The following is a 20,202-nucleotide window of genomic DNA, read 5'->3' on the forward strand; positions in this document are numbered from 1 at the left end:
CCATTCCAGCTGTCTTCATACATTTCCCAGCGCTGATTTCGCCCTTAAACCAACTCACCGATATTTATATGGTCATCATCATCATCTGGATGATCATGTCACTGCTGCGCTCTGGCGCAGATTCCCTGAGGAAAAAACCAGCATTCCGGGAAAAACCAATAGAAAGCTACCTCCAGGTCATCCGCATATTTCTGTTCCTGTTCGGGGCAGTATTGATGTTCTCTAACCTCACCGGAAAATCCCCAGTTGCTTTTTTCTCAGCAATGGGTGCCATTTCAGCGGTCTTGCTCCTGATGTTTAAAGACACCATCATGGGTTTTGTAGCCAGTATACAGGTCAGTGCAAATGATATTGTCCGCATAGGAGATTGGATCACCATGACCAAATATGGAGCCGATGGTGATGTCATAGAAATCAACCTCACCACAGTAAAAGTCCAGAACTTTGACAAAACCATCACCACCATCCCCACTTATTCCCTGATCTCAGACTCCTTCCAAAACTGGCGGGGAATGCAGGAAACGGGAGGGCGAAGGATCAAACGCGCCATCTACATCAAACAGTCCACTATACGCTTCATTACCGACGAAGAGGCAGAAACATTTAAAAGAATCCAGACTCTTAGTGCCTATATTGACCACCGAAAAAAAGATATCGACAAGAACAATGAACGTATTGGCGCAGACAAAAGCCTGCTGATCAATGGCCGAAATCTGACCAATGCCGGGCTTTACCGAAAATACATAGACAACTACATCAGCAACCATTCGGGAACACATAAACGGATGACCATGATGGTCAGACATCTGGCCCCAACGGCAACCGGACTACCTATAGAAATCTACGCCTTTACCAGCACCACCAAGTGGGCAGATTACGAATACATCATGGCCGACATTTTCGATCATCTGTTAGCTTCTGCAAGATATTTCGATCTCGAGATCTTTGAACTCGAAGGCGCCAGCAGCAGCCACGCTTAGGGAAGCCCTGCCACAGCAAAACTATTTACTCCAGCTGTTGTTGTCCGGATTAACATCCGGCAACACCTTATCCGGATCCAACACTACAGACACTACTTCTTCAGTCGTCGGATAATGCACAATCCAGCTGTTGTTCCTCATCCATACATCCACAGGAAGTTTAACAATATCTTTCTTCCCGCTGGCCGTCGTAATCTGTAAAATAACCGGCATCGGCATTTTTTCCAAATTTGCCACAACAATATTATAACCATCAGCAACTCCGTTTTTCTTTGCTGGTGCTACACTGGTAATCGCCTGGTCCATCTTCCAGTTCTCCAGAAACCAACCTCTCCAAAACCAGGACAGATCTTCGCCCGCACCATTATCCATAGAGCGGAAAAAATCAAAAGGTGTAGGATGTTTAAATGCCCAATGCTTAATATAATTCTGGAAAGCATAATCGAAACGATCTGTACCAAGCACTTGTTCCCGCAGTATTTTTAAGCCCCAGGAAGGTTTGTAATACAAGTTCAAACCAATATTTCTTTCCTTCATCCCATCCGGACTCAGCATAACAGACTCCACCCCCGGACTTCCCATAAACCGGGCATTCGCATGCATATCCACAGGCGCATTCCTGTATTCTCCGTTATTAAAAGCATCATTAGATAGACCATTGATAAAAGTATTAAAGCCTTCATCCATCCAACCATACTTACGTTCATTACTTCCAACGATCATTGGGAACCAGGTATGACCAAACTCATGATCAATAACGCCCCAGGTTTCAGAAGTTTTTGCTTTCCACCCGCAAAAAACGATACCGGGATATTCCATGCCGCTAACATTGGAAGCAATATTCACCGCCATCGGATAAGGATATTCAAACCATTTCTGCGAATAATGTTCAATAGCACCCTTCACATACTCTACACCTCGTCCATAACTGTCATTACCATTACTCTCTACGGGCTGAGCCGATACAGCCAACGCTTTTTTACCACTTGGTAAATTAATCCTGGCGGCATCCAGTACAAACGCCTTTGAAGAAGCCCAGGCCACATCTCTGGTATTGTTCATTTTGAACCTCCAGGTTAGTCTGTCCTTTGCCGGGCGGGACTTTGGATCTGTCACTTCTGCTTCCGAGCGGATGCTAACCTTCTGATCACTTGACTTTGCTGCATTCCAACGGCTCAGCTGCTGCGCAGTAAATACTTCCTGGGGATTCAATAATTCACCAGAGCCCATCACCAGATGACTTGCTGGTGCATTCACGGTAAAATCTACATCGCCATACTCACAATAGAATTCAGATGCCCCCCAGTAAGGCAGGGTATTCCAACCCAGTACATCATCATAGACACACATCCGGGGGAACCATTGAGCAATCGTATAAATTTCTCCATTTTTAGTTTCCAGGTGGCCCATCCGGTCAGAGCCGTTGAGTGGGATCACAAAAGAATAATCTATTTTGATACTGATCACCTCTCCTGCTGCCAAAGGTTCTTCAAGGCGGATCTGCATTCTTGTATCTTCGATAATGGACGTAAATTTAACAGCTTTACCTTTTTGAGAAACAATAGGGGCCTTCAGACGATAGCCACCGTCTACCTTTTCTCCCCTTGCACCATAACGGCTTCCTGGAGGAATGAGTGCAGCTCCTCTCGACTTTTCTGAAAACAAGTTCTGATCCAGCTGCAGCCAAAGGAAAGGCAGCTTATCGGGGCTATTGTTTTTATAGGTAATCACTACTGTACCGGTAACGGTATTTTTAACATCATCCAGCGTAGCCGCTATAGTGTAATCGGCACGATTCTGCCAGTATTTTGGTCCTGGGTAACCACTAGCAGAACGGTATTCATTTCCATTCTGGGTATAGAACAATGGTCCGAATGCTGCATGAGCATCATAATTACCATCTGTTGTATTGTTTTGTTGTGCTGCGCTGTTTAAACTTAAGGCACAGAGCAGAATTAAAACCCAATGGGGTTTTGAAGACTTCCAGTTCATGAATCAATTTTAGTTTACGGTTGACAGAAGTAAATGTATCAAATCCATTTGATGCTTCTGCAATGTAACGTTAGTTTTGCTTCAATTTCTGGATAGGTACCGGTCTCCTTTCCTCCGGAGTCATTTTTAGCCAGCGGTGATAAGCCTGTGCAATGTAGAAGGAATAATTAAATGGACGCTCTCCTTTAATCAATGGAACAGAGGGTCTGAACATAGAAATGAAATCCTTGAGTTCCTGACCTTTTAACTTGACCAGATCACTCACTGTTTGCTCGTTAAAGTTGTTATTGATTTCTGTTTCGTAAACATCCCTTTCCTCGAGTGCCCGCAACTTGGCCTGTTCTCTTTTATATTTCCCATAACCCAGCGACAAGATCATACCTCCTGCCCGGTCACCGTTCTTTTTACCTTCCAGCCCATCGGTAGAAACCCGGGTAACCTCTTTCGCATTTTCCTGGTTTTTCTTCAGATCCAGATAAGGAGAAAGCTTTGCACTCACAATGCTCACTTCTTTCAGGTTCTTAGAATTTACAGGCAAAAAAATAGTTTTGGGATTTAAGTCTGTCAGAAACAGTGTGTCTGTATGGTAACCGACCAGAGAAAACTCGATGAGATCTCCTTTACTGGCAGCAATAGTAAATTGCCCAGAAGCTTTAGTTACCGCTACCTGTTTGGTGTTCAAATTTCTAACGGCCACCTGCTGTAAAGGAAAAGTCTTAGTATCGAAATCATAAACAGTTCCATTTACATTTCCTTGTGCCATTAATTTAATGGGCAGCAGCAATACAAGCGCAATTATCAGTTTTTTAACCATGGACAAATTTAATACAGTTTTAGAAGCTGTACGCCTATTTAACAAAAAATAACAACAAAAGGATTCAACTATTTTAAAAGCGCCCGATACTGATCTTCATGGAAGCTTAAAAGAATGGCCTTTCCGTCCTTTTCTATCACCGGACGCTTGATGGCGCTTGTGTACTTTAACAAAATTTGAACAGCACCATCCTGGTCCTTAGCCACCAGTTGCTCTTCCGGGCTCAGCTTCTTCCAGGTTGTTCCTTTTTTATTCAGGATGTTCTCCCAGCCAAAAACGTCGCACCATTCGTTCAATTTTTCTGCAGTAACCCCCTTCTTTTTAAAATCATGGAAATCAAAATCAAAACCACCTTCTTTTAACCAGGTGATTGCTTTTTTAACTGTATTACAATTGGGGATGCCGTAGACTGTGATCATAGAGGTATTTAATGAATTGCCGGCTAAAATAAATAAATTTCACAGATAATATTTATTAAATTAACGGTTCTCCACCCATTATTAAGTAATATTGCATAATTTCTGGAGCCAAGCATCCTGAAATTATATAAAAGCCACATCTCAACAGATATGATCAAGTTATCATTTAAACAACAGGTACTTACGGGATTTGCTGTTTCCCTGCTATTTGTCCTCTTTTCTGCAGTTACTTCTTATCTAAGCATTGAGTCTTTTGATAAGGACTCCAACTGGGAAAATCACACTTATGAAGTCATGCTGCTCACCCAGAAGGTTGATCTTCAAATGACCTCTGCTGAAAATGCACTAAAGGGTTATATCCTTACTGAGGATCAAATGTACATGCATACCTATACTGATAATCTGGACAAAGTGGAAAGCAGCCTGCATGACCTGAAGAATATGGTTATTGACAACCCACTCCAGTCGCAACGTGTGGATTCGCTGGAATTATTTGCTCAGCAAAGGATGAGTACCATGAAAGAAATCCTTCAGGCGGATCAGTCTGAAGGTAAAGAAGCTGCTTATAAACTCTATTTGAGTGAAAAAGCAAAAATGAGAAGAGAAAACCTGACCAGATTGGGGGCCAAAATGATTCTCGAAGAAAGAGCCTTGCTCAAAAAAAGAATCGACGCCACAGTACAAAGCAAAACCAAAACCATCGCCATTGTTATTGGAAGTGCCCTGGTGATCTTTTGCCTGATCATGTTCCTGTTTACTTATATCCAAAGAACATTTGATCAGCAAAAAGAAACAGAAGACCAGATCCGGCAAAATAATGCACAGCTGGAACAGCTTTCTATTGAAAATGAACAGAAGAACTGGCTCCTTTCAGGCGCAACGGCAATTAATGAAGCCATGCGTGGCGAACAGGAAATGGAGGAACTTTCCACCAATATCATCACCGAAATTTGCAATTACCTTCAGGCACCCGTGGGTGCACTCTTCTTAACCGATGAGAAAAGAAAAAACTTATCCCTTGCAGGTGGTTATGCCTATCAACGAAAAAAGGGGCCTATCGAAAGCTATCATTTGGGAGAAGGCCTGGTGGGTCAGGCTGCAGTGGAAAAGAAACGAAAACTCCTGACCGATGTTCCCGACGATTATCTGAAAATCGTCTCTGGCCTTGGTCATACCTCTCCCAGATGTATATACCTGGTTCCCATCCTCTTTGAGGAAGAGACCATTGCAGTGATTGAAATTGGTCTAAAAGACAACCCTGACGAAACCACTGCGAAATTTCTGGAAACCATCACCGAGAGTATAGGTGTCGCCATCAACAGCGCAGCTGCACGAATTCAACTCAGAAATCTATTTGAGCAAACCCAGCAACAGGCTGAAGAACTGGAAAGCCAGCAGGAAGAGTTGCGTACCACCAATGAGGAGCTGATCTATAAGTCTGACCAGTTAATGGCCTCCGAAGAAGAACTCCGTGTACAGCAGGAAGAGTTACGGCAAACCAATGCTGAACTGGAAGAAAAAGCACAACAACTGGAAGAAAGGAATATCTCCGTCAACCAGGCACGCGAAGCCATGAGCCTCAAAGCAGAAGAACTTGCGGTATCCAGTAAATATAAATCAGAATTTCTGGCAAATATGAGCCATGAACTGAGGACACCGCTAAACAGCATTCTGATCCTGGCCAGAATCCTGAAGGAAAACAAACCGGAAAATCTAACCGAAGACCAGATCAAATATGCTGGTGTGATCCACAATGCAGGTACAGACCTTCTTACCCTGATCAATGACATTCTGGATCTTTCTAAAATAGAGTCTGGTAAGATTGACCTGAACATTGAACCGGTAAGACCACAGGAGCTTACCCAAAATATGGAATCTCTGTTCAATGAAGTTGCCCGCAGCAAGAAAATAGACTTCGAGACCATCAGAGCAAATGACCTTCCCGAAAGACTTCTTACAGATCTTTCCCGAGTAGAGCAAATCATCAAGAACCTCCTTTCCAATGCCTTTAAATTCACACCCGAGCTTGGTAAGATCACACTAGAACTGAGCCGTTCTCCAAGAGGTACAACTTACTTTTCTGAACAACTTAAAGAAGCTAAAGAGGTGGTCTCAATGCAAGTCCGTGACACCGGAATTGGTATTCCTGCAGAAAAACAAAAACTCATCTTTGAGGCCTTCCAACAGGCGGACGGATCTACAAGCAGAAAATACGGGGGGACCGGACTGGGCTTATCCATCAGCAGGGAACTGGCGAATATCCTGGGCGGGGAAATTCAAATTGAAAGTACTCCGGGAAGCGGAAGTACATTTACCTTGTTCCTGCCGGCTGAATATACATCTGCTCCTCAGACTGGCGAAATTCAAACATCCGCAGCTCCAATTGAGGTAACTCCAGCTTTAGCGGTGGCATCTGAAGTTAAACTGCCTGTACAAAAGAAAACAGATCATGTTCTGCTCATCGTAGAAGATGACCTTGTTTTTGCAGATGTATTAAAAGATTATGCCAAAGAAAAAGGCTTCCAGCCCATACTTGCTCACAGCGGTGATACCGGACTGGAAATGGCATTTTCTGAATTACCGGATGCTATTGTACTGGACATCATGCTACCTGTAATGGATGGATGGACTATACTCAAAAAGCTAAAAGCAGACCCAAGGACTAAACATATCCCAGTGCATATGATGTCTGCCGGAGACGAAAAAACAGACAAAGCGCGCAAAGAAGGTGCAATTGGCTTCCTGAAAAAGCCCATAGAAAAGGACCAGTTGGATACAGCCTTCAATCTACTGATGAACAGTACAGATCAATATAATTTTAAAACTGTTTTGCTCATTGAAGATCAGGAACTTCAAAGTATGATTGTTAAAGAAGAGCTGGTCAGCAAAGGCATAGAAGTAGTACAGGCCTTTACAGGACAGGAAGCACTGGATGTTCTAAAAACGACAGCTTTTGATTGCATTATCCTGGACCTGAACCTCCCCGATATTTCAGGCTTTGACCTGCTGGACCAGATCAAAACACAGCCAGCACTGACCCATATTCCGGTAATCATTAATACAGCAATGGAACTGGACCAGGAAAAGATCTCCCATATTATGAAATATACGGAAGCCATGGTCCTGAAATCAACCAAATCCAACAACAGGCTGATAGATGAAGTGAGCCTGTTTATGAATAAAATCAGGAAAGAAGATGATCCCGCCCTGTTTAGTGTTGCTTCACAAGGAAAAGCAAAGAGTGTATCTACGATCGAAAAAGCCCTGAAGGATAAAACGGTCTTGATCACGGACGATGATATGCGCAATATATTTGCCTTATCCAGTGCACTCCAGAGCTATGATCTGCAAATTGTAATTGCCAACAATGGCAGGGAAGCTCTCGAAAAGCTGGAGGAGCACAAGCAGATTGACCTGGTACTCATGGATATCATGATGCCCGAAATGGATGGGTATGAGGCCATGCGGGCCATCCGGTCAAATAAGGAATTTTCCAAGGTTCCTATTATTGCCCTGACCGCAAAGGCCATGAAGCAGGACAGAGAAAAATGTATTGAGGCCGGGGCCAACGATTATATTTCCAAACCAGTCGATATTGATCAATTGCTCTCGATGATGAGGGTATGGCTAAGCTAATATGAAACATAAAACAGAGCACCTCCCCGAAACCATCAGTTATACTGAGCTGGCAGACTTGATTACCCTGGTCCACAAGATCCATGGTTTTGATTTCAGCAATTACTCTGGTGCCTCCCTCAAAAGAAGAGTGACCAGGATTATGCAGCTTCAGAATCTGAGTCTGTTTGATTTACGTACTTTACTGACCAATGATGCGGACTACTTTGAATCCTTTTTAATTGAAGTAACGGTTAATGTAACCGAAATGTTCAGGGATCCCGCATTCTATACTTCAGTCAAAGAAAACATCTTACCTTATATCCGCTCCTATCAGCGCATAAAAGTATGGAATGCAGGCTGTTCTACCGGAGAAGAACTGTATTCTTTTGCCATCCTGTTTGCCGAAGAACAACTGTACGACCGAACTTTCTTTTACGGAACAGATATCAATTCTGAAGTACTTGACTTTGCAAAGAACGGCATCTATGACCTGAAAAAGATGAAGCTCTACTCCGAAAACTATTTAAAGACGGGTACCTCAAATACATTGTCTGATTATTATACCGCAAAATATGATGCAGCATCCATCCGGCATTCCCTCAAAAAGAATGTCCTGTTCTCGGCCCATAATCTGGCCTCCGATGGTGTATTTAACGAGTTTCAGGTGATTTCCTGCCGCAATGTACTGATCTATTTCAATATGGAGCTTCAAAAAAAGGTTATAGATCTTTTTTATAATAGTTTAGCTAATTTTGGCTTCCTGTGCCTGGGTTCCAAAGAAACGCTCCGGAGTACTGAGATAGGAAGATTTAAAGTAATCGACAAGAAAAACAACATCTATCAAAAGACAGCCTAGCTGTACACTAAGAATAATAAGCAATGGAAAAGATTAACATTTTAATTGTTGATGACAGACCGGAAAACATCATTGCCCTGGAGGCCTTGCTGCAGAGAGACGATGTAAATGTAATCAGTACAACTTTGCCCAATGAGGCACTTCGCTTGTCCTGGGAAATGGATATTTCCATCGCCCTGGTGGATGTTCAGATGCCGGAAATGGACGGCTTTGAATTGGTGGAGATCTTAAAAAGCAATCCCCGCACCAAAGACATCCTCATTATTTTCGTAACAGCGATTTCCACCGACACCAAATATGCGGTAAAGGGCCTGAATACAGGGGCAGTGGATTATCTGTATAAACCACTAAATCCCTTTGTTACTTCTGCAAAGGTGGATTCCTTTATACAGTTTGTACGCACACAGCGCGACATCAAAAAGAAAAATGAGGAACTGCAGGCTTATCAGAAAAAGTTGATCCAGGCAAAAGAAGAGGCTGAACAAGGTAAAAGGATAAAGGAAAACTTTCTGGCCAATATGAGTCACGAGATCCGTACACCGATCAATGGCATCATCGGCATTGCAAACTTACTCAACAGCACCCCCCTTACCGAGGAACAAAAAGAAATGGTCGGTTTGCTGGAAATCTCGTCTAACTCCTTGCTTGGGGTCATCAACGATATTCTGGACCTTTCGAAAATAGAGGCTGGTAAATTTAAGATCAACCGAGCAGAAACAGACCTGATCAAAAATTGTAATTCCGTAATTAACCTTTTGCGGATCCATGCCAAAGAAAAGGATCTTGAACTGCTAACCGAGTATGATGAGCAAATACCGGCGCTGGTGATGGCAGATTCACTCCGTTTGAATCAGATCCTGATGAACCTGATAGCCAATGCAATTAAATTTACGCAGAAAGGTAACGTTACACTCAGAGTAAAAGTACTGGACAGTAAAGGAAATAATCTTCAGATTGAGTTTTCTGTAACTGATACCGGCATTGGTATAGCTGCAGAGAATATCGAAAAGATCTTTGAAACTTTTGAGCAAGCCGATGAACAGACCACCATCAAATTTGGTGGTACTGGACTTGGACTTTCCATTGTAAAAAATCTGGCCAAGTTAAAGGGTGGTATCCTAAATGTAAAAAGTGAAGAACAAAAAGGCAGTACCTTCTGCTTTACAAACTGGTATGAAGTCGTGAGCAACGAAAAATATGAAGAAACTCCCGGAAGTGGCAAACTGGCACCTTTCGAAAATGTAAGGATCCTCATCGCCGAGGACAACTCAATTAATGCTTTTCTGATCAAAAAGATCCTGAAAGACTGGAACATTCAGTTTGATCTGGTCGAAAATGGCAAAGAGTCTCTGGAGAAACTAAAAGAGAATGATTATGATCTTATTTTAATGGACACTTTTATGCCCGTTATGAACGGATTGGAAGCTATTAAACTCATTCGGGAAGGCTATGCGCCCGGTAAGGAAAATATTCCTGTAATTACCTTTTCTGCAGCGGTCATGGACGATGATAAAAAAACAGCCATGAGTGCCGGAGCCAATGATGTGATCAGTAAGCCTTTTGAACAGGATGTTCTGCACAAGAAAATTGCTTTTTATACCCAAAAGAAGTAAAATATCCTCAGGCAGGCTTCCGATCTACTGTTGAGATAAAATCAAACATCGATCAAGGGTCTGCCTGAGTACAGAAGTTCAGGTTTCTTTCTATTTATTAAATGCGGTCATGGTCTGTGCAGGACCTATAGTGACCAGACTTTTGATCAGTTCGACGCTTTTGTCAATCAATGCCGGCAATTCCGGCAGTTCCTCTTTGTCAAACGGTGCAAGTACATAGTCAATTTGCCGTCCCTTGGAGAAGTTGTCATCAATCCCAAACCGCAAACGGGGATAATTCTGTCCGCCACAGATATCTTCTATGTTCTGCAATCCGTTATGCCCAGCACTGCTTCCTTTTAATTTCAGCCTCAGCTTACCAAATGGAATAGCCAGGTCATCTACCAGAACAAGAATGTTTTCCAATGGGATCTTTAGCTCATGCATCCAGTAATTCACTGCTTTACCGCTTAAGTTCATAAAAGTAGTTGGCTTAATCACATGGATTTTCCTCCCTTTAAAAGAGCATTCGGCGTAATAGGCCAGGCGCATATTGGAAAAACTACCTCCCAATTCTTTCACGAGTTCATCTGCGATATCAAATCCTATATTATGTCTTGTATGTGCGTATTCAGGGCCTATATTCCCTAAACCTACGATCAGGTATTTCATTTGGTGTATTATTTTTTTAGCTGCAGTATCAGATTAGCTGGCCGTAGCTAGCGCTGTATTTCGCACAAATGTAAAGATTTATGGAATGTAAGCTAGTTGAAAAATCAAATTACTCTTCGAAGACTGGACTCCTTACCTCGCTGCGCTCTTGTGCCAAGGCGCCCTGAGGTCTTCTCCTTTGGTTAAATATTAGTGATTTTAAGCATACAGGAATCTTGAGTTAAAAACTAAAAATGATTTAGCAAACGTTATAATAAAAGGCAGGTTGAACTTTAGGTCTCCTCAGTTTTGAAGAACTTTACTCAGTATCAGTGCCTGCCTTTATTGATTGCCCAAGGCCAAACTGGAATACTTTCTTTGCTTCATCAAAGGTGATCGGCAAAAGGCAATTTTTTGGTATACTAAAAAATAAACGTATGAAAAACTGGAATGTTATCCTGGGTGTCGATGTATCTAAACTTACACTAGACATCAGTTGTGCAGCGCATAATCTGCACCTCAAAATTGAGAACTCAAGTAAAGGATTTGGCCTGTTTAAAAAGTGGTGTAATGGGAATGCTTTTGATTTAAAGGATACTTTGGTGGTGCTGGAGTTCACAGGAGGTTATGAATATCGTTTTATTCAGTTCTGTGAGTCTCAGAGGATAGCCTACACCCGTATATCAGGACTGGAGATTAAGAATTCGATGGGTATGATCAGAGGGAAAAACGATCAGGTTGATGCTTTCCGTATCAGTAGATATGGGGAAGAGAAAATTAAACGATTAACGCCCTCAAAACCCTTGGATGTTAATATGATCATGCTTAAGCAGCTGCTTTCCTTTCGCAAGCGATTGGTTAGAGAACGTGCAGGATTGGATAGTACCTTAAAAGAACGTAAGCATATGTATGGGGTTAACAATACGGATCTGGTGATCCGTATTATCCTGGGCAAGATAAAATCTAATAATAAATATATCCAGGATGTAGAACAGGAAATCATCAAGTTGATTAAGACAAGTGAAGGTTTACTACAGAATTATCGGATATTAACCAGTATTAAAGGGATAGGTAAGGTGAATGCCTGGATGACTTTAGCTTATACTGAGAATTTTAATTTGTTTGCAGATGCACGAAAATATGCTGTATATGTAGGTGTTATCCCTTTCGAACGAAGCTCGGGTACGAGTGTTAAAGGTAGACCTCGGGTAAGTCATATGGCCCAGAAAGAACTGAAACAGGAGCTCAACCAGGCGGCAAAGACAGCAATGGCACATGATCCAGAAATCATAGCTTATGCAGAACGGAAGTTACAAAGCAAGTGCTATAAACTGGTATTAAACAATGTGAAATTTAAACTGATTTTAAGGATATTTTCTCTGATTAAAAGAGGAGAAATGTATGTGGAGAATTATAAACGAGCGGCTTAGTGAAAAAAAATAAATAAAATTTGGAATTGTCCGAGACCTAGAATACTGAGTAATATTGATTTTTATATGGCGCTTAACTGGGGGATATCCATGCATGGCGCATAGCTGGGTATACTTCATAACATTTTTTTATTTCTTGTTTTTTATTTCTTGTTTTTTATTTCTTAATTATATTCTCTGTTTTTGCTCGTTACCTATACCTGTTTTTCTCCCGGCTAAATCCTAAACAAGTTAAACCGACTCATATCAATATGAGATATCTCTGGTTCTGCGCCATGCCTGGTTCTCCTGTCTGGTAAACGCTATGCCAATTAAACTAACTCTATACCAGTATGCGCCATGCCTGGATATCCCCCCAGTTAAGCGCCATATAAAAATCAATGTTGCTCTTCGAGGACCTCAGGGCGCCTTGCCACAGGAGCGCAGCGGGGCAAGGAGTCCAGTCCTCGAAGAGTACATTGATTTTTCCAATAAGCTTAATTTTCATTTTTTATTGTAACGTTTTGCTATTTTACGTAACTAACTAAACAAAGAACCAAAAAAGCTAATTAAATTCACCTTATGCTCAGTGTAAACCATATTGTAAAACAATACGCCAGTCACCGCGCCCTGGATGACGTCAGTCTTACCGTAGAACAAGGTAAGATCTTTGGACTCCTTGGCCCCAACGGGGCTGGTAAAACCTCTTTAATTCGTATCATTACCCAAATTACGGCGCCTGACAGCGGAGAAGTTATCTTCAATGGGAAACGCTTAAATTCAGACCACATTGCACAGATTGGTTATTTACCGGAAGAACGTGGTTTATACAAGAAAATGGAAATTGGGGAGCAGGTGCTTTATCTGGCTAAACTTAAAGGTCTGAGTACCGCAGAAGCCACCAAAAGGATCAGGTACTGGTTTGAGAAACTGGATATGGGCAGCTGGTGGAACAAAAAAGTGGAGGATTTGAGTAAAGGGATGCAGCAGAAGGTACAATTTGTGGCTACAGTAATGCATACACCCGAGCTCATTATCCTGGACGAACCTTTTTCCGGATTTGATCCTGTAAATGCAGATATTATAAAAAATGAAATCCTTGAATTGAACAGACAAGGCTCTACATTCATCTTCTCTACCCACAGAATGGAATCTGTAGAAGAACTATGTGACCATATTGCCCTGATCCATCAATCTAAAAAGATTCTGGATGGGTCTGTAGAAGCCATTAAACAGGAATACCGCAACAATACCTATTGGGTAGAATATGAAGGGACACTTCAGCCTGCAGAAACACCGTTTGATATCCGGGAAACGGAACAGCATAAAAACATGACCAGGATCAAAGTACAACTTAAGCCAGGACAAACAGCCAATGAGCTATTATCGGTATTGCTGCCCCAGGTAGCCATCCACCGTTTGGATGAGGTGATTCCAACCATGAATGATATTTTTATTGAAAAGGTAAAACAGAAAAACTAAAGGCCATGAACAAGATTTTACTCATTATACAAAGAGAATATTTATCGAGGGTTAAGAAAAAGTCGTTTATTGTGATGACGCTGCTTACCCCAATTATCATTGCTGGTTTTTATGGCGTCGCAATTTACTTTTCTATTCAAGGCATTAGCGGTACCTCCAATAAAATTGCAGTTGTCAGCGAAAACAAGACACTTCTGGAAAAACTTCCTACTTCTAAGAACAGAAATTATCAATATGTAGACCAGTCGCTGAAAGAGATGAAATCCTCCCTAAAAAACGGCACTTATGATTATGTATTGTATCTGCCAGATTTTGACCTGAACCATCCGGAAGGCATACAACTGCTGGGGAATAAACAGGCCGGACTGACCCTGAGCGGTAAGATTTCAGATGATATAGAGGAACTGATCCGGAATCAGAAGTTAAAAACCTCTGGTATTGCACAGGAAGAACTGGATAAACTGAAGACCTCGGTAGATATAGATACCAAAAAGATCAGCGATACCGGTAAAGAGGAAGATTCCAGCGCCGGTGCCAGTACGATCATTGCTTATGTTTCAGGAATCTTAATGTTTATGTTCATTATGCTTTATGGCGTACAGGTAATGAGGGGCGTCATTGAGGAAAAGACAAACCGCATTATAGAGGTAATGATTTCTTCTGTGAAACCATTTCAACTCATGATGGGGAAAATTATTGGTATTGCTCTGGTGGGTCTGACTCAATTTGTTCTGTGGATTGTGCTGACCGCTTCGATCTCTACCATAGCCATGAAGGCCCTGGTGAACGATAAAGATCTCAAAGAAACCACCATGCAAGCCAGCGTGCAAGCCAAAAATATGCCTTCTGCACAGGTTGCAGCTGCCAATACACCGGGAATAGGGAATATTCAAAAAAGCCTGGCCAACCTGGAACTGACCAAGATCATTTCTGTATTTATTTTCTTCTTTATCGGCGGTTATTTGTTTTACAGCGCACTCTATGCCGCGATTGGATCCGCAGTAGACAGTGAGACCGAAACACAGCAATTTATGTTTCCGGTCATGATGCCACTGCTCTTTGGCTATATCTTATCTTTAAGCGTAGTCACAAATGATCCTTATGGACCAATGGCCTTTTGGCTTTCTATTATTCCTTTTACCTCTCCTATTGCTATGATGGTCCGTTTGCCATATGGTGTTCCGGATTGGCAGCTGATGCTGTCTATGGGCCTGATGGTGATCGGCTTTGTGGGAACAGTTTGGGTTGCTTCCAGGATTTACAGGGTTGGGATTTTAATGTATGGTAAAAAAGCAAGCTTCAAAGAGATGATCAAGTGGTTTGCCTATAAAAATTAATACATTTGTCCTTATAAAATACCCCTATGAGAGCAGCTGTAATAGATTTAGGAACCAATACTTTTCATTTAATTATTGCAGACCTTTCCGACAGGGTCGATGTGGTTTATAAGACCAATTCACCAGTAAAACTGGGAGAAGGAAAGATCAACGAAAACATCATTATACCTGAAGCCTTCGAGAGAGGGCTTCAGACTTTAATATCCTTCGCAGAAGAGATCAAAAAGCAACAGGTTGATGTGGTAAGAGCAACCGCAACTTCAGCTGTTAGAAGCGCTGCAAATGGAACCGATTTTGTTAAAGCCGCTAAATTGCGCGCTGGTATAGACATTGAAGTGATCAGCGGAGAGGAAGAGGCCGGTTATATTTTTAAGGGTGTACAGGCTACGGGCGTGATCGTTGAGCCCTCACTGATTATGGATATTGGGGGTGGCAGTACTGAATTTATCCTTTGTAATCCGGAACAGGTACTTTGGAAAAAAAGCTATAATATAGGTGCTGCACGCTTAATGCAGGCTTATTTTAAATCGGACCCGATCAGTGAAGCAGACAAGAACATCATTCTGGACCATCTGGAAAACATACTGAGAGAATTAAAGGAGGCCTGTGCTGCACATCAGCCTTTGGCTCTAATTGGCTCAGCTGGTGCTTTTGAAACTTTTGCAACCTTGTTATTAAAGGATGTGGAGGTTAAAAACATTACTTCCTGTACACTGCCTATGGCAGCCTATAAAAAGCTTGCTGCAGAACTCATTGCTTCCACACACGAAGAGAGGGCTGGTATGAAAGGACTTATCCCCCTGCGGGTAGATATGATTGTTCTGGCAGCTATACTAACGAATTATGTCATTGATGAAATTGGGTTGGAGAAGCTGAGCCTCTCCACCTATGATTTAAAAATGGGGGTACTGCGATCCTTGCTTCCGGTTAAATAGCCAGGAGCGCAGTATATAACTTTTCAGTTGGCAAACCCATTACATTGGTATAAGACCCTACAATCTTTTCTACAGCGACCATTCCTATCCAATCCTGGATACCATAGGCTCCCGCTTTATCAAATGGCTTATAGTGCTCAATGTAGTAGCGGATCTGCTCTGTGGTTAATTCTTTAAAATAGACTTCTGTAAGATCAAAGAAAGATAAAATTTCCCCATTATAGATCAGACTTACCCCGGTATACACCTCATGAACAGTACCTGAAAGTTTAGTAAGCATTTGTTCCGCGTGTTTCGCATCTTCGGGCTTGCCCATAATTTCGCCTTTATAGGCCACTATAGTATCTGCTGTGATGACAATGCCGTTTGGCTCGTCTGCGAGAAAGGCCTTCGCTTTTTTTTTTGCAATATAGACCGCTATTTCTGCTGGACTTAACCCCTCCGGATAACTTTCATCTACATCTTTTAACACGACTTTAAAGTCAAGGTCCATTTGCTGGAGCAATTCCTGCCTTCTGGGAGATTTCGAGGCAAGGATAATGGGAAGTTGCTGTTTGTACATAGAGCGCTAAAATAATAAAAGCGGCGTAAAGCCGCTTTTATTATTTGATTAAAAAAAATTATCGATTGCCACCGCCATTGTCTCCGTTGCCTCTTCTTTTTTCCATCGCTGCTTTTCTTTCTGCTTTTAAAGCATCATAAGCTTTTTTCTGATCGTCCGTTAATAAGGCCGTAATTTTAGTATCACTGTCGGACATGATGCCTGCAACTTTGGTTTTCATTGCGCTCTTGTCTTCTTTACTGTCTTCCCAGGCTTTGTTCATTTGTGTTGCCTGATCGGTGTAAATGGCCAGAACTTTTGCTTTCTGATCGTCATTCAGACTCAATTTTTCAGCCAGCCTGTCTGTAGATTTTTTAGCTCTTTCGGCTGGATCCGCCATTTTACGGCCGCCTTGTGCGTTTGCAAAAGTGATTACACTAAATAACAAACAGAAGATCATCAATAACTTTTTCATAATTTTTCTTTTTTTAGTTTTAATGCTGCTGAAATCTCCTTACCGGGATTCCCAATGTATGTGTTTTGTAATGGTTTAGAGGAAAAAGAATACACAGGGTTTAATCCCAAATTGTAATTAATTTGTTGCAGTAAAAAAAAGAAAGATTTTGACTGATTTTATTTGCCGGAATCGGCAGCAGAAGGGTTTTCATCAAACCACTTCCCTTGTACCCGAAGTACTTTTTCAATCACATCCCGAACGGCCATGCGCCCGCCCTTTTGTGGAGAAATGTACATAGATATCGATTTGATCTCTTCAACAGCATCTGCCGGACAGGTGGGCAGGCCAACCCTTTTCATCACTTTATAATCAGGAATATCATCGCCCATGTAAAGCACTTCAGCATCTGTGATCTGATGCTGATGAAGAAAATCCTCGTAGACTTTAACCTTATCGGATACCCCCAGATGGACATGTTTAATCCCAAGGCCATCAAAGCGTTTCTGCATAGCTGCACCGCTGCCACCGGAAATGATACAAACCTGATAGCCTTTTTTGACGGCCAATTGCAGGGCATAACCGTCCTTAATATTAAATGTGCGCAAAAACTCTCCGCTATCAGTTGCCAGGATATCGCCATTGGTTAACACGCCATCTACATCGAAGATGAAGGTGCTGATCTCTTTGAGTTTTTGCAGAAACATAGTTTAATCCTGGTTATCTCTCCATTCATAAACCCAGGCAGACTGGATTTGTTCCAGATGGCCTTCATTACTTTCTTCCCTGGTTCCTTTAAAATTAGGCAGTTCCAGTACCCACTCTATTAATTCTGTAAAGCGGATGCGGTAGATCTTAGCTTCGTTAAAATCATCGCCAAACTTTTCATACAGCTCCTGAGCTATATCTTCGTGGTCGTTCCAGTAAATAGGAAGCGCAAATTTATCTTGCATAAATGGTTGTTTCTATTTGATTAATGGCCTAAAAATTCTGATTGGTCTGGTATGGTTACCTCTATATCTCCATCAATGACTACACATTGGCAGCCCAGCCTTGAGGTGATCCTTGGACGAACAGCCCTGTCAATGAAATCTTCTTCTTTATCGGAGATTTCCTGGATATTGTCCATTCCTTTGGTCACATACACATGGCAGGTACTGCAACCGCATACCCCACCGCAATTGTGCTGCAAGTCTATTCCATGGTCAAGGCAAGCATCCAGTACCGATTCTCCACCGGTAATAGGAAGTTCAATTGGATCTTTACCTTGTTCTTCAAAATTTATTCTTAATTTAAAAATACTCATAATGTGTGTCAAAAATAAGAAGCAAAAACGGCAATTCGGTTATAGATATGTTTTTTTAATGCTTTTGCTTAGTGTTTTATATATTTCCGCCAGTTCAGGCATGTTTTGCAGTAATTCAAGGTGTTTTTCCAGGGTATGTTTGTCGTTACGAACAGCTGGTCCTGTCTGTACATCATAAGGCAAAGCTGTCTGTACTTTTTCCGCTGTTTCCAGGATCAAAGGCCTCAGCAAATCAAAACTCAATTGGCTCTGCTGCAGAATTTCCTGGCCCAGATGGTAAAGATGGTTGGTGAAATTACAGGCAAATACAGCCGCCAGGTGCAGCAGCTTCCGGTCTGCACTGCTCACTTCGTATATCAGGGGGCTAATCGCTTTTGCCACTTCCTTCAGCAGGATCTGGATCTCAGCTGTTCCCGCTTCAATACATAAGGGTATTTTACTAAAGTCTACAGCTTTACTTTTAGAAAAAGTTTGCAGCGGATAAAGCACTCCGAAATGCTTGATTGCAGCTGGTTTAAACACGTCTATAGAGGTTGCCCCTGAGGTATGGACAATAAGACCATCGATGCCCTTTAGGGCTTCTGCTATTTCCACAATAGCATCGTCTTTAACAGCAATAATATATACATCTGCATTCCGGTCTATATCTTTAAGCTTGTCTGTTGCTGTTGCCCCCGTTTGCACGGCAAGTACCTCCGCATGGCTTAAAGTTTTACTCCAGATTTGCAGGAACTCAGCACCGGCCGATTTAAAGGCCAGGGCCATGTGCGTGGCCACATTTCCGGATCCCAGACAGACTATTCTCATCTTAAAGGTTTTAGTTCTTTTTTCCTCCTTAAAATAGAAATGAAGAATCCGACCACCATCACAATAGTACCTACCCAGTATAAATTGATATACGGAAATTCTATCGATTTAAATACCACCCAGTCTTTGGCTTGTTGTGGTTTTTCATACACCTGAAGTTCTACTTTTTTCTGATCCGGAATGATTTTGGTAAACCTGAGGCGAAGGCCGAGTTCATCTATATTCCTTGCAAAATCGAAAGTATTATTACCTTTTACCAGGAACAGAGGCTCTGTTTTATAGATTTTTCCGTTCAGGTTAATTTCCAGTGGCAAACCAACGGCTACATCTTTTGCATCCAGTTTAAGATCTTTAGCTACAGGTTTAAAGTTCAGGTTCTGAACGGTAATTACACCACTGCTGGTATGGATCGTATCACCAGTACTTACGTTCAGTACCCTTGGTGCTTTATAGTTTTCTTCCTCTGAATGGCCGTCATGACCTGCATGCGCTGCCTGTTTATCCGGTGCACTGGTAATATGGGTGTAAATATCAAAAGTCAGGTAGTGTTTGGTATCCGGAGAGGCAATCAGACCCATCTTTTCGTTTACCTGAACATGTGGGTTCAGGTCGAAATCTTCTTTAATGGTCCCGGTCTTTTCGTCCATGACCTTAAAGTTCAGCTTATAAAAGGTATTAGGTGCAACAGTTGTATCACTTACATAAGTAACCGTGTACCGACCCATCTTTTTAGGCTCATTTCTATATAAAACAATGTTCTGCCCCGGTTTCTCTACTTTTTCAAAATCCTTTACAGGAATGAAATTCGTATCGTTGATCGAGATGGGCTTACTGGTTGCAGCAGCAACTAAAGCACCTAGCAGCAATAAAGCAAATCCCACATGGGCCACTGCAGCGCCTACCAGTTTACCTTTGCCTCCAAAACCCTGTACTACAACACGGGCATTAGACAAGATGGCAAATACACAGCTAAAGCTCAGCAGAATATACATCAGATTATTGTAAACAT

Annotated in this window: 18 protein-coding genes and 1 pseudogene; 8 read left to right on the forward strand and 11 right to left on the reverse strand. The window is 42.0% G+C overall.

Going from position 1 to position 20,202, the window contains the following annotated elements:
- A partial coding sequence (locus tag VNZ46_RS00085; protein ID WP_325558020.1) for a mechanosensitive ion channel family protein occupies nucleotides 1-980 on the forward strand: 980 nt, incomplete at its 5' end.
- Between the two features lie 21 nt (nucleotides 981-1,001).
- On the opposite strand, the gene VNZ46_RS00090 is transcribed toward VNZ46_RS00085, so the two are convergent.
- The 3 genes from VNZ46_RS00090 to VNZ46_RS00100 all read right to left on the reverse strand — a co-directional run bounded on the left by VNZ46_RS00090 (nucleotide 1,002) and on the right by VNZ46_RS00100 (nucleotide 4,205).
- Nucleotides 1,002-2,972, reverse strand: a complete 1,971-nt coding sequence (locus tag VNZ46_RS00090; protein WP_325558022.1) for a M1 family metallopeptidase — start codon at nucleotides 2,970-2,972, stop codon at nucleotides 1,002-1,004.
- 70 nt (nucleotides 2,973-3,042) lie between these two features.
- Complete coding sequence (locus VNZ46_RS00095) at nucleotides 3,043-3,786, reverse strand: hypothetical protein (protein WP_325558023.1); 744 nt, start codon at nucleotides 3,784-3,786, stop codon at nucleotides 3,043-3,045.
- Nucleotides 3,787-3,854: 68 nt separating this feature from the next.
- Nucleotides 3,855-4,205, reverse strand: a complete 351-nt coding sequence (locus tag VNZ46_RS00100) for a Spx/MgsR family RNA polymerase-binding regulatory protein (protein WP_325558024.1) — start codon at nucleotides 4,203-4,205, stop codon at nucleotides 3,855-3,857.
- A 150-nt stretch (nucleotides 4,206-4,355) separates the two neighbouring features.
- Between VNZ46_RS00100 and VNZ46_RS00105 the strand changes: the two genes are divergently transcribed.
- The 3 genes from VNZ46_RS00105 to VNZ46_RS00115 are packed head-to-tail and all read left to right on the forward strand — an operon-like array spanning nucleotide 4,356 to nucleotide 10,292.
- Nucleotides 4,356-7,841 (forward strand): response regulator, encoded by a 3,486-nt coding sequence (locus tag VNZ46_RS00105; protein ID WP_325558026.1) that lies wholly within the window; start codon nucleotides 4,356-4,358, stop codon nucleotides 7,839-7,841.
- Nucleotide 7,842: 1 nt separating this feature from the next.
- The gene (locus tag VNZ46_RS00110; RefSeq protein ID WP_325558027.1) at nucleotides 7,843-8,679 is read left to right on the forward strand and encodes a protein-glutamate O-methyltransferase CheR; all 837 of its coding nucleotides are present in this window, start codon (nucleotides 7,843-7,845) and stop codon (nucleotides 8,677-8,679) included.
- Between the two features lie 23 nt (nucleotides 8,680-8,702).
- Nucleotides 8,703-10,292 carry a response regulator gene (locus VNZ46_RS00115; RefSeq protein ID WP_325558028.1) on the forward strand — a complete coding sequence of 530 codons (1,590 nt, stop codon included), beginning with the start codon at nucleotides 8,703-8,705 and terminating at the stop codon, nucleotides 10,290-10,292.
- A 90-nt stretch (nucleotides 10,293-10,382) separates the two neighbouring features.
- Here the strand turns inward: VNZ46_RS00115 and pth are convergent, their stop codons facing one another.
- Entirely contained in the window at nucleotides 10,383-10,943 is a 561-nt protein-coding gene (gene pth / locus VNZ46_RS00120) for an aminoacyl-tRNA hydrolase (RefSeq protein ID WP_133778983.1), read from the reverse strand.
- A 416-nt stretch (nucleotides 10,944-11,359) separates the two neighbouring features.
- On the opposite strand from pth, the gene VNZ46_RS00125 reads away from it, so the two are divergent.
- The 4 genes from VNZ46_RS00125 to VNZ46_RS00140 all read left to right on the forward strand — a co-directional run bounded on the left by VNZ46_RS00125 (nucleotide 11,360) and on the right by VNZ46_RS00140 (nucleotide 16,085).
- Nucleotides 11,360-12,352, forward strand: coding sequence for a transposase (locus VNZ46_RS00125; protein WP_325558031.1), 993 nt, complete (start codon nucleotides 11,360-11,362; stop codon nucleotides 12,350-12,352).
- Between the two features lie 561 nt (nucleotides 12,353-12,913).
- Nucleotides 12,914-13,813, forward strand: coding sequence for an ABC transporter ATP-binding protein (locus VNZ46_RS00130; RefSeq protein ID WP_325558032.1), 900 nt, complete (start codon nucleotides 12,914-12,916; stop codon nucleotides 13,811-13,813).
- Nucleotides 13,814-13,818: 5 nt separating this feature from the next.
- Nucleotides 13,819-15,150, forward strand: a complete 1,332-nt coding sequence (locus tag VNZ46_RS00135; RefSeq protein ID WP_325558034.1) for an ABC transporter permease — start codon at nucleotides 13,819-13,821, stop codon at nucleotides 15,148-15,150.
- A gap of 26 nt (nucleotides 15,151-15,176) precedes the next feature.
- On the forward strand, nucleotides 15,177-16,085 hold the full coding sequence (locus VNZ46_RS00140; RefSeq protein ID WP_325558035.1) for an exopolyphosphatase: 909 nt from the start codon (nucleotides 15,177-15,179) through the stop codon (nucleotides 16,083-16,085).
- Here VNZ46_RS00140 and VNZ46_RS00145 read toward each other — a convergent pair.
- From VNZ46_RS00145 to VNZ46_RS00175, 7 genes and pseudogenes are all read right to left on the reverse strand, one after another.
- Entirely contained in the window at nucleotides 16,078-16,647 is a 570-nt protein-coding gene (locus VNZ46_RS00145; RefSeq protein WP_325558037.1) for a Maf family nucleotide pyrophosphatase, read from the reverse strand. The two genes, VNZ46_RS00140 and VNZ46_RS00145, sit on opposite strands and share 8 nt — an antisense overlap.
- A 58-nt stretch (nucleotides 16,648-16,705) precedes the next feature.
- Nucleotides 16,706-17,101, reverse strand: a complete 396-nt coding sequence (locus VNZ46_RS00150) for a DUF4890 domain-containing protein (RefSeq protein ID WP_325558038.1) — start codon at nucleotides 17,099-17,101, stop codon at nucleotides 16,706-16,708.
- 158 nt (nucleotides 17,102-17,259) lie between these two features.
- On the reverse strand, nucleotides 17,260-17,787 hold the full coding sequence (locus VNZ46_RS00155) for an HAD-IIIA family hydrolase (protein WP_325558039.1): 528 nt from the start codon (nucleotides 17,785-17,787) through the stop codon (nucleotides 17,260-17,262).
- A gap of 3 nt (nucleotides 17,788-17,790) precedes the next feature.
- Complete coding sequence (iscX, locus tag VNZ46_RS00160) at nucleotides 17,791-18,033, reverse strand: Fe-S cluster assembly protein IscX (protein WP_133780211.1); 243 nt, start codon at nucleotides 18,031-18,033, stop codon at nucleotides 17,791-17,793.
- Nucleotides 18,034-18,053: 20 nt separating this feature from the next.
- Nucleotides 18,054-18,386 (reverse strand): 2Fe-2S iron-sulfur cluster-binding protein, encoded by a 333-nt coding sequence (locus VNZ46_RS00165; RefSeq protein ID WP_325558042.1) that lies wholly within the window; start codon nucleotides 18,384-18,386, stop codon nucleotides 18,054-18,056.
- Nucleotides 18,387-18,425: 39 nt separating this feature from the next.
- Nucleotides 18,426-19,193: a Rossmann-like and DUF2520 domain-containing protein gene (locus tag VNZ46_RS00170; protein WP_325558043.1), complete on the reverse strand. Its 768-nt coding sequence runs from the start codon at nucleotides 19,191-19,193 to the stop codon at nucleotides 18,426-18,428.
- Nucleotides 19,190-20,202, reverse strand: a pseudogene (locus tag VNZ46_RS00175) (cytochrome C biogenesis protein); the annotation flags it as partial. The gene VNZ46_RS00170 and the pseudogene VNZ46_RS00175, both read right to left, overlap by 4 nt.

It is taken from the genome of Pedobacter sp. (genome assembly GCF_035566355.1).
Classification (GTDB): Bacteria; Bacteroidota; Bacteroidia; order Sphingobacteriales; family Sphingobacteriaceae; genus Pedobacter.